Here is a 12,246-nt window from a genome sequence, read left to right on the forward strand (position 1 = left end):
TCAATCGGTCCAGTTGAGTGTGGCCAGCAATACGCTGGCTTTCCTGCCGAGGGCTGCCGGCTGCGCGAGCGCCTGCCCGAGCAGCACCTCGGCCGATACGGTGCCGCTCTTCAGGCGCCATTGCGCGCGCGTGCCGACGCCCGCGCCGACGAGCGTCGGCCAGCCGCCCTGCGCATTCAGGTGCGCCTTGCCGCCGTCGAGAAACACGTACGGTTCGATGCGCGCGTCCCGCCACGCGGGCACGTTCTGCCACGCGGCCTCGTTGCGCATGAACACGCCGCTGTCGCCGGCGATCCCCCCTTCGGTGAATCCGCGCACGGAGCTCATCCCGCCGAGGAAGATCTGCGCGTTGCCGAACATCGCCACGCGGCTGTACTGGCCGCGCAGCGTGCCGCGATAGGTCCATGCGGCGCCCGCCAGCGTGCCGAGCGACATCTGCAGCGTCGCGGTGGCGTCGAGCTTGGTGAACTGGCTGTGCGCGTCGTCGATGCCGATGTCGGACGCATCGTGACTCGCCGACAGCCACGGCAGCCCCTGCGACACGCCGACGTCCCAGGTCGCCGCGGCGCCCTGGCCGCGCGCGACGAAGCGCGCCAGCCCGTTCAGCCCGACGCGCAAGATCGTGAGGTTCTGCGGCGACAGCGGCAGGCCGTTCACGTCGCGTTCGGTGCGCAGCTTGTTGAGCGTCACGTCGACGCTCAGGCGCCCGCGCGGCGAGCGCACGAGCACGCTGTTCCAGCCGAGCATCTGGCTGAACGTGCGGCCTTCGAGCAGCGCGACGTCGCCGATCGCCTGCTGGTATTCGGACATCGACACCGTGTAGCTGAACGTCTGGTAGCCATACGGCACCGCCGCCGAGAACACGACCGCGTTCGTATCGGTCGTGCCGACATAGCTGAACGACAGCGATTCCTGCAGGCCGATCACGTTGTCGGCTTCGACGCCCGCGCGGTAGCGCGTCTTGCCCGTCTGCGAACTGCCATAGTTGTCGACGCCGAAGTCGTAATGCAGGCGATCGCCGCTGCGGTTGGAGATCGCAACGATCGAATCGCCCGGCGCTTCGCCCGGCAGGATCTGGATCTCGGCCTGGTTGCGGCGCAGCCGGTTGATCTGGTCGACGCCCTGCTCGAGATCGGGCAGGCGCAGCAGGTCGCCCGGGCCGCTCGCGAACGCCCATGCGGTGCCGGCCTCGGTGAGCAGGCCGCCGCCGCGCACCTCGTACCACTTCTCGTTCGGGTCGCGCGGGCGCAGCGGCTTGCCGTTCAGCGTCAGCGCGGCCACGCGGCCGGGCACGAGGTTGATCTTCAGCGTGCCGGACGCGAGGTTCTGCGGCCCGAGGTAGGCGCGCGTCGTGATGTAGCCGCGCACGATGAACGCTTCCGTCAGCCGGCGCAGCAGCAGGTTGATGCGGTTGCGCCCGAGCTGCCTGCCGATGAACGGCGCGGCGATGCGATCGAGTTCGGGCTGGCCGAGGATCGTGTCGCCGGTGAATTCGACATGGTCGATCCGGAACGTCGGCGCGACATCGGGCAGCGTCTCGACGTCGGCATCGGCCGGCAGGTTCGGCATCGCCGGCTGCTCGGGCACGGCGATCTGTGCGGGCGGCTGCGCGATCTCGTCGTTGCGTTGCCGGTCTCGCTGCTCCTGCAGCAGCCGCTGCGCCGGATCCTGTTCGGCGCGCGGCACGGCGATGCCCGGCGGAATCCCGCCCGCGAGCTGCGCATGCGCGTGCAGCGACGCCGCGCCTGCCGTCAGCAGGAGCGCGCGGGCCAGCGCGAGCGGCACGCGGGCCGTCACAGGCCGAACCAAGACACGAGCCCCAGATGATTGCCGTTGCCGATCGTCATCGGTTCGCGACGCGGCGGACGAATCGTCACCACGCCGCCCGCCGCCGACACGCCGCCGGGCGCGTTGAACGCGCCGCCCTCGATGTCGGCCTCGCCGGTCAGCCGCACCTTGCCGGACCCGCCGGTGAAGATGCCGCCCGTATCGGCCGCGTAGATCGCCGCCCAGCGATTGCCGAACCACGCCTTCAGGTCGTGGTCGCGGTTGATCGCGGTGTAACCCGCCACGCCCTGCGCGAGCGTCTTCGGCGCGTCGAGCGTCAGGTTGCCGAGCGCGAGCACCGTCCCGCCCGTATTAGTGATCTGCGTGCCGGCCTTCAGCGTGATGTCGGTGTTGGCCTCGATCACGCCACCGAACGCCCGCACGTTCGACGACGCGCTCGCACGGCAGAACACGAAGCACGTGCGCCGGTACGACGCCTGCCCCGTGAAGACGGCCTGCGTCAGCAGCCGGTCGCGCGCGGCGATGTCGATCGCGCCGCCGTTCGACAGGATCGAGCCGCCGATGTTGGTCACGTTCGTGGCGCGGATCGTCACGTTGCCCGCATCCGCGGTGATGTACGCGAGCTTCGACGCATCCGCGAGCGCGCCGTAATCGACGGTGAAGCCGTCGCTGCGATGCTGCAGGAACAGGAAGCGCCCGCCGCGCTCCGAGAATCCGACCACCGCGCCGTTCTGCTCGCCGGTGCTGTGATCGACGACGTTGTTCACGTCGCCGCCGGCGACGACGGACACGTTCCGGTTCGACAGGATCCGCGCATTCTGGTTGACGATGTCCGCGCCCGCGGTCAGCGACACGTCGCCCTGCACGCCGAACAGGATGCCGAGCGCCGTCTGCGGCAGCGACTGGTTCAGGATGCGGCCGGCCGCGTTCAGCGTCACCGCGCCGGCCGAATCGGCATCCGCGGCGATCGCGGCCTGGCCCTGCACGAGCGAGCCGACGTTCGCGATGTCCGCGCTGCTCTTCAGTACGACGCCGCTCTGCGACGACGCGATGGTCGAGCGCGCCTGCGCTGCGTCGGGCGCGAGCGCGATCCCGGCGCCGTTCAGCTTCACGCCGCCGGACGCGAGCAGGCTGCTGCCGGCGAACGTGATCGCGCCGGCCGACGCGACGTTCGCGCTGCCGTTGTCGACCTTGATTTGCGTCTCCGACAGCGCGATGCCGCCCTGCGCGGTCACGCTGAAGTCGCGCGCGACGTCGATCTTCGTGTTCGACAGCTCGACGCTGCCGTTCGACGTCAGCGTGAAATCGCCGAGCGATGCGTTCAGCGGGCCGGCGCTGCGCACGCCGGGGCCGCGGTCCGTGACGATCAGCTGCACGCGCCCGCTCGTCAGGCTGCCGGCGGCCGTGATGTCGATCGCATACGACGATGCCGTGTCGGGGTTCATCGTCGCTTTGCGAGAAAGCCAGTCGTTCGCGTTGTCGTCCGGCGATAGCCCGGTGTTCAGCTCGACACTGCTGCGGCCGGCGAGCAGTCGCACGCCGGCTGTCGGCGACGAGAACGTGTTGTGCACCGGCCCGTCGATGCGAATGTTCTTCGCGATCAGGTCGAGCCCGATCAGCGCGCCCGCGAGGCCGCCGGGGCCGACGACGATCGTGCCGGTCGCGGTGTCGAGCAGCACGTTGCGCTGGTACAGCCCGGGTGCGATCTGCAGGTCGTGGAAACTCACGTTGCCGGTGGACAGCGCGACGTGCCCGGTATTGACGAACGACCCGCCGTTGACCGTGATGCCGTTCGGATTGGCGAGCACGACGTTCGCGCGCGCCCCCGCAACGTCGATCTGGCCTTCGATCAGGCTCGGGTTCGTGCTCGTCACCTGGTTGACGATCGTGCGCGCATTGATGCCGACGTTGTTCAGCGTCGCGCCGGCCGTCGTCACGTTGAACGACGAATAGGTGTTGCTCGACACGCCGCCCACGGCCGGCGCCAGATCGACGAGCTGCCGGCCGTTCGGCCCGATCGACACATGCGTGGACGTGCCGCCGTCCGGCACGATGCCGGCGGCCGACGCTGCGCGCGGCAGCGCACCTGCCGCGGCCAGGCAAAAAAAGATCACGCGCAGGCCCCCGGTGCCCGCGCGCCGTATCGAATCTCGGCGTGCCATTCTTGGTCATCCGCACGGCTTGGCCAGCCGTGCGGTCCTCGGTTGTTTGGTCGTGTGGTTTTCTGTCTGTATTGCTTTTTAAGCTTCTGCTGAACGCTAACGGCAGCTGCCGGGCTTTCTTTAGAGAGACGGAGGGAAAAATTTCCTTTCCCAACCCTTACGGTTAAAATTACCGCCCCATCACACCCGCCTTCAGCCCATTCCGCGCGCGACCATGCCCCCACTCACCGTCATCCACCTCAACGGCCCGATCAACAGCGGCAAATCGGCGATCGGCGCCGCGCTCGCGCGCACGCTGCCCGACGCACGCTTCATCGACGGCGACGATCACGACGCGCCCGAAGACGCCCCGTTCGACGTGCAATGGGCGATCGCGCTGGAGCGCCTCGTTCGCTGCATCGCCGACGAGCGCAAACGTTTTCTGGTCGTTGCCTATCCGATCGGCGAGACGGAATACGAGCGGCTGCGCGCGGCATGCAATGCGCGTTCGGCGCGCCTGTTCATCGTGACGCTGGCGCCGCCGGAAGCGGTCGCGCGGTCCGACCGTGGCGAGCGCGTGCTGACGGATTGGGAGCGGGAAAGAATCGCGCAGATGTATCGCGAAGGCTATGCATCGCGGGATTTCAGCGATTGTCTCGTCGATACGTCGCGGTTGCCGGTGGACGCATGTGCGGCGGAGATCGCACGTTTCGTGGAATCGCATTTGCGTGCCACCGGTTGAAGCGGCCTGCGTCCGGGGGGCCGCATCGCCTGCGCCCGCGTGCTCGACAAAATGAGCGGTGGACTTCCGCCGATATGCGGGTATGATGGGCCGTATCAGCGTGGCTGCTTCTCCTCCCGCCTGCCCACCTGACTGCTCGTCGCATGGCACTCGCTAGCCACGCGCCACGCCCTCCTACTTCATTCCCCCGGCCTTATCGATCTCCCCCGCGACTGGCGTGCGCAGGAAAGATTGTCTTCGCGCGGCGATCCCGTGGATCGCGAGGAGTTCGTCATGAGCATGCATGCATATCGCGGGTTCGAGATCTACCCGCTGATCTACCCCCATTCCCCGACCACGCTGGCGGCCGGGCACGATTACGACGACGGCTTCGACGCCGCGGTGAAAATCTGCCTTCGCGGCACGGATTCCACGCTGACGCGCAGCCTGACGTTCCGCGTGGCGGATGCCGCCCCATTCTCCTGCTCAGGCGCCGCGCGCAGGGCATCGATCCGCTATGCGGAGAATCTCATCGACACGAACGACGGCGAACGCTGGACCCTTGCGTGACACGTCGCAATCCGCACTGCGCCAGGGCCATGAACGAGGTAACCAGAATATGACCGTCGACGAAATTCTTGCGTTGATCCAGCGCCACGAAGTCAAGCACGTCGCTGCCTCCCTCTCGGACGAGATCGCTCGCCAACAACCCGAGTTCCAGATCTTCGCGGCTGTTCGCGCGCTGCTTCTCGATACGGGTTGCGCCGAATTCGAAGCCATTACGAAGGCCGAAGCGGTGATGGAAAAGCTTCGTTATCCATCCCATCCATCCAACCTCCAACCGAATCACGCATGACGACAATTCTTCCCAAGCTCAACGAACCACTCGAAGTCACGCTGCGACGATTTCGCCGGGAGATCGAAAGAACCGGCCTGATCAAGGAACTGCGCAGCCGCACCAGCTATGAAAAGCCGACGGCCGAGCGCAAGCGAAAGAAGGCCAGCGCCGTGGCCAGACAACGCAAACTGACGAAGCGCCTGCTGCCGCCGCGCAAGATGTACTAAGCGCGGCGACGGAACATCGGCACCCGGCGGGTCGCGACGATGCGCTCACGGCGATCGCCGCAATCCGTTCAATGATGGTGCCGCACCCCCGACACGATCGCCTGCTGCGACGCCTTCCGGCTCAGCAGCAGCGTGACCACCGCCGACACCGCGAGCGTCCCCGCGACCACGTACAGCCCGGCCGCATAGCCGCCCGTCACGTTCTTCAGCCAGCCGATCGCGAACGGCCCGACGAACCCGCCGAGGTTGCCGATCGAATTGATCATCGCGATCCCGGCGGCGGCGCCGGCGCCCGACAGGAACATGCTCGGCATCGCCCACAGCGGCGCCTTCGCCGCGCTGATGCCGATGTTGACGACCACCAGCGCCAGCACCGTCAGCAGCGCGGTGCTCGCCTGCCCCGCGAACACGAAGCCCACGCAGGCCAGCACGCACGGAATCACGACGTGCCACGTGCGCTCGTCCGTGCGGTCCGAATGCCGCGCCCACAGGATCATCGCAGCGACGGCCGCGATGCTCGGAATGCCGGTGAGCAGGCCCGTCTGCAGCGCGCTGAAGCCGAACTGCTTGACCATCAGCGGCGCCCACAGCCCGAGCGTATACAGCCCCGCCGACGTGCCGAAGTAAATCAGCGCGAGCGCGAGCACGCGCGGGTCGCGCAGCGCCTGCCATGCGCCGGCCGTATGCCCCGCGTGCGTGTGGCGCGCGTCGGCTTCGGCCTTCAGCTTCGCGATCAGCCAGTCGCGCTCGTCCGGCGCGAGCCACGCCGCCTGCGACGGCGCATCGGTCATCCGCTTCAGCACCACGAAGCCGAGCACGATCGCCGGCAGCGCCTCGATGATGTACAGCATCTGCCAGTCCGCGAGCCCGAACATCGGCGGCAACTGCATGATCGCGCCCGACAGCGGCGAGCCGATCGCGGTCGAGATCGGCGCGGCCGCCATGAACCACGCGGCGGCCACCGCGCGCTGCTTCGCCGGAAACCACAGGCTCAGGTACAGGATGATGCCGGGAAAAAAGCCCGCCTCGGCCACGCCGAGCAGGAAGCGCAGCACGTAGAAGCTGGTCGGGCCCGCCGCGAACGCGGACACGGCCGACACGAGGCCCCACGTGATCATCACGCGCGCGATCCAGATGCGCGCGCCGACGCGGTGCAGGATCAGGTTGGACGGCACCTCGAACAGGAAGTAGCCGATGAAGAACAGCCCGCCGCCGAACCCGAACGCGGTCGGCGACAGGCCGATCGCCTTGTTCATCGTCATCGCGGCGAAACCGACGTTGACCCGGTCGAGGAAGCTGATGAAATAAAGCAGCATCACGAACGGAATGATGCGCCACATCAGCTTGCGGGCGACGCGGGATTCCAGGTTGGCTTGCATATGTCTCCTCCTTCGAGGTCGAGCCGTGCTCTGTAGGGTGAAGCCGTTCGGCGCCCGCCGATGGCGCAGGCGCCGCTGCCCGGCTCGCGTCGCATGCGCGAGTCGCGGGCGGAAGATCGCCGGCGCTTACGCCGCGACCTCGACTTTCTCGATGCGTTCGCAGACGGCCGCCGTCACCTGCGCGGTGGTCGCACGGCCGCCGAGATCGCCGGTGTGCAGCAGCGGATCGGCGGTCACGGCTTCGATCGCGTGCATCACGCGCGCGGCGCTGTCCGCTTCGCCGAGATGCTCGAGCAGCATCACGACCGACCAGAACGTGCCGATCGGATTCGCGAGCCCCTTGCCCATGATGTCGAACGCTGAGCCGTGGATCGGCTCGAACATCGACGGATAGCGGCGCTCGGGATCGATGTTGCCGGTCGGCGCGATGCCGAGGCTGCCCGCGAGCGCGGCGGCGAGATCGCTCAGGATGTCCGCGTGCAGGTTGGTCGCGACGATCGTGTCGAGCGTCGCCGGGCGGTTGACCATCCGCGCGGTGGCCGCGTCGACGAGTTCCTTGTCCCATGCCACGTCGGGAAATTCCTGCGCGACCTGCTTCGCGATCTCGTCCCACATCACCATCGCGTGGCGCTGCGCATTGCTCTTCGTGATCACCGTCAGCAGCTTGCGCGGCCGCGATTGCGCGAGCCGGAACGCGAAGCGCATGATGCGTTCGACGCCCGCGCGCGTGAGGATCGACACGTCGGTCGCGGCCTCGATCGGGTGCCCCTGGTGCACGCGGCCGCCGACGCCCGAATACTCGCCTTCCGAGTTCTCGCGCACGATCACCCAGTTCAGGTCTTCCGGCTTGCAGCGCTTCAGCGGCGCGTCGATGCCGGGCAGGATGCGCGTCGGGCGCACGTTCGCGTACTGGTCGAGCCCCTGGCAGATCTTCAGGCGCAGGCCCCACAGCGTCACGTGGTCGGGCACGTCGGGGTCGCCCGCCGAGCCGAACAGGATCGCGTCCTTGCCGCGCAGCGCGTCCAGCCCGTCGGCGGGCATCATCACGCCGTGCGCGCGGTAATAGTCTGCACCCCAATCGAAATTCTCGAACTCGAACGCGAAGCGCCGGCTGCCGCGCGCGAGCGCCTCCAGCACCTGCTTGCCGGCCGGCACCACCTCCTTGCCGATGCCGTCGCCGGGAATCGTTGCGATACGGTACGTCTTCATTGTCTCCGTCCTCTGTTGATCGTGATCGTGAACGCACTGTACTCAACTTGAAGCGCAGCAACCGGTGCTACACTCAAAGCATCTTTAACTTTAATTCACAAGTGACGCGATGGCGGACGCCGTCCAGCCGGCCGATCTCGGCTTCTTTTCCACGCTTGCCGCGTCGGGCAGCCTGAGCGCCGCCGCGCGCGAGCTCGGCCTTACGGCGGCGGCCGTCAGCAAGCGGCTCACGCTGATGGAGCAACGCGCGGGCGTCACGCTCGTGAACCGCACGACGCGGCGGATGATGCTGACGCCCGAAGGCGAGGTTTACCTGGAATACGCGCGCCGGATCCTCGACCAGATGGACGAACTCGGTGAACTGCTCGGCAGCGCGAAGCAAAACCCGAAGGGGCTGCTGCGCGTGAACGCAACGCTTGGCTTCGGGCGCAGCCATGTCGGGCCGGCGATCTCGCGCTTCGTCGCGCGCTATCCGGCAGTCGCGGTGCAATTGCAGTTGTCGGTGATGCCGCCGCCGCTCACCGACGACGCATTCGACGTCTGCATCCGTTTCGGCGAGCCGCCCGACACGCGCGTGGTCGCGCGGCGGCTCGCGCCGAACCGCCGGCTGCTGTGCGCGGCGCCCGCGTACCTCGCGAAGCACGGCGTGCCCGCCACGCCGCACGATCTCGCGAAACACAACTGCATCGGCATCCGCCAGGGCGACGAAAGCTATGGCGTGTGGCGGCTGACGAGCGGCCGCGGCGCGGCGCGCAAGACCGACGCGGTGCGGATCAACGGCAACCTGACCACCAACGACGGCGAGATCGCCGTCAAATGGGCGCTGGACGGGCACGGCATCCTGATGCGCGCCGAATGGGACATCAACGAATATCTGGCCGACGGCCGCCTCGTCGTCGTGCTGCCCGATCACGAGACGCCGAGCGCGGACATCTACGCGGTGTACGCGCAGCGCCACCAGATGTCCGCGCGGATTCGTGCGTTCGTCGAGTTCCTGGCGGCGGAGCTGGGGCGCTCGCAGAAGGCCTAATTGCCGGCACCGCCGGCAACGCGGCGGCGAACGGACTACAATGCCCCGATCCCTCGCCCCGTCGCATTGCCACCGGAGCCGCCATGTTCGACCTCACCACGCTGACCACCTTCGTCGCCGTCGTGCTCGGCCTGTTCCTGATTCCCGGCCCGGCCGTGCTGCTCGTGCTGAGCCGCACCGTGCAGGCCGGGCGCAAGACCGGCATCCTGACCGGCCTCGGCGTCGCGAGCGGCGATTTCGTCCATACGCTGTTCGCGGCCGTCGGACTGTCCGCGCTGCTGATGACGTCGGCACTTGCGTTCAACGTCGTCAAGCTGGCCGGCGCCGCGTACCTGATCTACCTCGGCGTGCGCGCGCTGCTCGAGAAGCCCTCCGATCCGTCGCTGCCGAAGATGTCGCCCGTCACGCCGCTCAACGCGTATCTGCAGGCGATCCCCGCCGAAGTGCTGAACCCGAAGACCGCGCTGTTCTTCCTCGCGTTCATGCCGCAGTTCGTGCACCCGGAGCGCGGCTCGACGTTCGTGCAGTTCGCGGTGCTCGGGCTGATCTTCGTCGCGCTCAGCTCGCTCTACACGACGCTGATCGCGTGCTCGGTCCGCCCGCTCGGCCGGCTCGTGAAGCGGCTCACGTGGCTCACGCGCTGGCAGGGCAAGATCATCGGCACGATCTTCATCTCGCTCGGGCTGAAGGTCGCCGCGCAGCAGCGATGAGGTCGACCGGCGACACGCTCTACACCGATTCGCGCCTCGTCGCGATCTACGACCTGCTGAACGCGGGCGATCACGACTTCGCGTTCTACGCGTCGCGCATCGGCGCGGCGCGCCAGCGCATCCTCGATCTCGGCTGCGGCACCGGCACGTTCGCGCGGCGGCTCGCGGCCGCGGGCCATCAGGTGGTCGCGATCGATCCCGCGCACGCCATGCTCGACTATGCGCGCCGCCAGCCCGGCGCGGACGCCGTGCAGTGGCTCGGCGGCGACAGCACGCATGCGGCGGCGCTGCCGCCGTTCGATGCCGTCGTGATGACGGGGCATGCGTTCCAGTGCCTGCTGACCGACGACGCCATCGACGCCACGTTACGCGACGTGCGCGGCGCGCTGACCGAGCACGGCCGCTTCCTGTTCGAAACGCGCAATCCGAAGATCGAACCGTGGCGCACGTGGACGCCCGAACGCACCGCGCGCACCGTGCACTCGCCCGTGTCCGGCGCGGTGGACGTGCATCACGATGCGTGCCGCGCCGAGGGGCAGATCGTCTCATTCGACACGCACTATCGCTTCGCGCGCGACGGCGCGCTGCTGAAAAATGCGAGCCGGCTGCGCTTCATTGCGCAGTCCGCATTGCACGAGCGGCTCCGCGCAGCCGGGTTCGCCGACATCGACTGGTTCGGCGACTGGCGCGGCGCGCCGTTCGACGCCGCATCCAGCGTGGAGATCATCGCGATCTGCCGCGCGTGACGCACGCGCGCTTGTCGTCACATGGTTCTCCCCCTCTCGCAAACATCAGTCCCGGGTTCAAAGCGCTGTTTGAAAGCGCCCCTACTCGCGGGATGGATGTTGCGCGCGCGGGTGAAGGCTGCACTTACACTTCGGCTTCCGCATCCCGGTGCCTGCCGCCCGACGCGCACGGCACCGCCACAAGGAGCCACGCCCCATGCATGACAAGCAGACGAAGCGTCCGATCTACATGGACTACAGCGCGACGACGCCGGTCGATCCACGCGTGGTCGACAAGATGGTGCCGTTCCTGCACGAGCAGTTCGGCAACCCCGCGTCGCGCAGCCACAGCTACGGCTGGGAGACGGAGCAGGCGGTCGAGGAAGCGCGCGCGCACGTTGCCGCGCTGATCGGCGCCGATCCGCGCGAGATCGTGTGGACGTCGGGCGCGACCGAAGGCGACAACCTCGCGATCAAGGGCGCGGCGAACTTCTACAAGGGCCGGGGCAAGCACATCATCACGGTGAAGACCGAGCACAAGGCCGTGCTCGACACCTGCCGCGACCTCGAGCGGCAAGGCTTCGACGTGACGTATCTGGACGTGCAGGAAAACGGCCTGGTCGATCTCGACGTGTTCAAGGCCGCGCTGCGCGCGGACACGATCCTCGTGTCGGTGATGTTCGCGAACAACGAGATCGGCGTCGTGCAGCCGGTCGCCGAGATCGGCGCGCTGTGCCGCGCACGCGGCATCGTGTTTCATTGCGACGCGGTGCAGGCGATCGGCAAGATCCCGGTCGACGTGAATGCGCTGAATGCGGACCTGCTGACGATGACCGCGCACAAGGTCTACGGCCCGAAAGGCATCGGCGCGCTGTACGTGCGGCGCAAGCCGCGCGTGCGCATCGAGGCGCAGATGCACGGCGGCGGCCACGAGCGCGGCATGCGTTCGGGCACGCTGCCGACGCATCAGATCGTCGGGATGGGCGAAGCGTTCCGGCTCGCGAAGCGGGAAATGATGGAGGAGAGCCGCCGGGTCCGCGTGCTGCGCGACCGGCTGCTGGCCGGCCTGTCGGAACTCGACGAGGCATACGTGAACGGCGACATGGCGCAGCGCATTCCGCACAACCTGAACATCAGCTTCAACTTCGTCGAAGGCGAATCGCTGATCATGGGGATCAAGGGCGTGGCGGTGTCGTCAGGCTCCGCATGCACGTCGGCGTCGCTGGAGCCGTCGTACGTGCTGCGTGCGCTCGGCCGCAACGACGAACTCGCGCACAGCTCGATCCGCTTCACGCTCGGCCGCTTCACGACCGAGGCGGAAGTCGACGACGTGATTGCGCAGGTGCGCGACACCGTCGTCAGGCTGCGCGAGCTGAGCCCGCTGTGGGACATGCATCTCGATGGCGTCGACATGAACGCGATCGAGTGGGCGGCGCACTGAACGCGTACGTCAGCTTTTTTCTGAAGGGCGATCATGA

12 protein-coding genes are annotated in these 12,246 nt (G+C 67.8%); 8 read left to right on the forward strand and 4 right to left on the reverse strand.

Translation table 11 applies throughout. The annotated features are described in order from the left end of the window. A complete protein-coding gene (locus HWY45_RS02940) occupies positions 1–1,785 on the reverse strand; it encodes a ShlB/FhaC/HecB family hemolysin secretion/activation protein (RefSeq protein WP_059884537.1) in 1,785 nt (594 codons plus the stop codon). 8 nt (positions 1,786–1,793) lie between these two features. Then, on the reverse strand, positions 1,794–3,950 hold the full coding sequence (locus tag HWY45_RS02945; protein WP_059884458.1) for a filamentous hemagglutinin N-terminal domain-containing protein: 2,157 nt from the start codon (positions 3,948–3,950) through the stop codon (positions 1,794–1,796). Between the two features lie 214 nt (positions 3,951–4,164). Here HWY45_RS02945 and HWY45_RS02950 point away from each other — a divergent pair, with 214 nt between their 5' ends. The 4 genes from HWY45_RS02950 (at position 4,165) to rpsU (ending at position 5,715) form a co-directional block, all read left to right on the forward strand. Next, complete coding sequence (locus HWY45_RS02950; RefSeq protein ID WP_059884459.1) at positions 4,165–4,671, forward strand: nucleoside/nucleotide kinase family protein; 507 nt, start codon at positions 4,165–4,167, stop codon at positions 4,669–4,671. A gap of 273 nt (positions 4,672–4,944) precedes the next feature. After that, positions 4,945–5,220, forward strand: a complete 276-nt coding sequence (locus HWY45_RS02955; RefSeq protein WP_059563375.1) for a hypothetical protein — start codon at positions 4,945–4,947, stop codon at positions 5,218–5,220. Between the two features lie 49 nt (positions 5,221–5,269). After that, positions 5,270–5,506 (forward strand): hypothetical protein, encoded by a 237-nt coding sequence (locus HWY45_RS02960; RefSeq protein ID WP_059563333.1) that lies wholly within the window; start codon positions 5,270–5,272, stop codon positions 5,504–5,506. Next, complete coding sequence (gene rpsU / locus HWY45_RS02965; RefSeq protein WP_059563334.1) at positions 5,503–5,715, forward strand: 30S ribosomal protein S21; 213 nt, start codon at positions 5,503–5,505, stop codon at positions 5,713–5,715. Before HWY45_RS02960 ends, rpsU begins: the two co-directional genes overlap by 4 nt. 68 nt (positions 5,716–5,783) lie before the next feature. On the opposite strand, the gene HWY45_RS02970 is transcribed toward rpsU, so the two are convergent. Both HWY45_RS02970 and HWY45_RS02975 read right to left on the reverse strand, forming a co-directional pair. Beyond that, positions 5,784–7,094: an MFS transporter gene (locus tag HWY45_RS02970; RefSeq protein ID WP_059807353.1), complete on the reverse strand. Its 1,311-nt coding sequence runs from the start codon at positions 7,092–7,094 to the stop codon at positions 5,784–5,786. Positions 7,095–7,220: 126 nt separating this feature from the next. After that, positions 7,221–8,303, reverse strand: a complete 1,083-nt coding sequence (locus HWY45_RS02975) for a tartrate dehydrogenase (RefSeq protein WP_059884460.1) — start codon at positions 8,301–8,303, stop codon at positions 7,221–7,223. Positions 8,304–8,412: 109 nt separating this feature from the next. Between HWY45_RS02975 and HWY45_RS02980 the strand changes: the two genes are divergently transcribed. The 4 genes from HWY45_RS02980 to HWY45_RS02995 all read left to right on the forward strand — a co-directional run bounded on the left by HWY45_RS02980 (position 8,413) and on the right by HWY45_RS02995 (position 12,209). After that, entirely contained in the window at positions 8,413–9,333 is a 921-nt protein-coding gene (locus HWY45_RS02980) for a LysR substrate-binding domain-containing protein (RefSeq protein ID WP_059563337.1), read from the forward strand. A gap of 83 nt (positions 9,334–9,416) precedes the next feature. After that, positions 9,417–10,043: a LysE family translocator gene (locus HWY45_RS02985; protein WP_059884461.1), complete on the forward strand. Its 627-nt coding sequence runs from the start codon at positions 9,417–9,419 to the stop codon at positions 10,041–10,043. Beyond that, complete coding sequence (locus tag HWY45_RS02990; protein ID WP_059884462.1) at positions 10,040–10,789, forward strand: class I SAM-dependent methyltransferase; 750 nt, start codon at positions 10,040–10,042, stop codon at positions 10,787–10,789. Before HWY45_RS02985 ends, HWY45_RS02990 begins: the two co-directional genes overlap by 4 nt. Before the next feature lie 196 nt (positions 10,790–10,985). Further along, positions 10,986–12,209: an IscS subfamily cysteine desulfurase gene (locus HWY45_RS02995; protein ID WP_059884463.1), complete on the forward strand. Its 1,224-nt coding sequence runs from the start codon at positions 10,986–10,988 to the stop codon at positions 12,207–12,209. Positions 12,210–12,246 lie beyond the last annotated feature (37 nt).

This window comes from Burkholderia stagnalis, assembly GCF_902830275.1.
Lineage (GTDB): Bacteria > Pseudomonadota > Gammaproteobacteria > Burkholderiales > Burkholderiaceae > Burkholderia > Burkholderia stagnalis.

Coding starts and splice junctions, on each gene's coding strand:
- HWY45_RS02945 (WP_059884458.1), bottom strand. CDS start 3,950: ATGGCACGCCGAGATTCGATACGGCGCGCGGGCACCGGGGGCCTGCGC.
- HWY45_RS02950 (WP_059884459.1), top strand. CDS start 4,165: ATGCCCCCACTCACCGTCATCCACCTCAACGGCCCGATCAACAGCGGC.
- HWY45_RS02955 (WP_059563375.1), top strand. CDS start 4,945: ATGAGCATGCATGCATATCGCGGGTTCGAGATCTACCCGCTGATCTAC.
- HWY45_RS02960 (WP_059563333.1), top strand. CDS start 5,270: ATGACCGTCGACGAAATTCTTGCGTTGATCCAGCGCCACGAAGTCAAG.
- rpsU (WP_059563334.1), top strand. CDS start 5,503: ATGACGACAATTCTTCCCAAGCTCAACGAACCACTCGAAGTCACGCTG.
- HWY45_RS02970 (WP_059807353.1), bottom strand. CDS start 7,094: ATGCAAGCCAACCTGGAATCCCGCGTCGCCCGCAAGCTGATGTGGCGC.
- HWY45_RS02975 (WP_059884460.1), bottom strand. CDS start 8,303: ATGAAGACGTACCGTATCGCAACGATTCCCGGCGACGGCATCGGCAAG.
- HWY45_RS02980 (WP_059563337.1), top strand. CDS start 8,413: ATGGCGGACGCCGTCCAGCCGGCCGATCTCGGCTTCTTTTCCACGCTT.
- HWY45_RS02985 (WP_059884461.1), top strand. CDS start 9,417: ATGTTCGACCTCACCACGCTGACCACCTTCGTCGCCGTCGTGCTCGGC.
- HWY45_RS02990 (WP_059884462.1), top strand. CDS start 10,040: ATGAGGTCGACCGGCGACACGCTCTACACCGATTCGCGCCTCGTCGCG.
- HWY45_RS02995 (WP_059884463.1), top strand. CDS start 10,986: ATGCATGACAAGCAGACGAAGCGTCCGATCTACATGGACTACAGCGCG.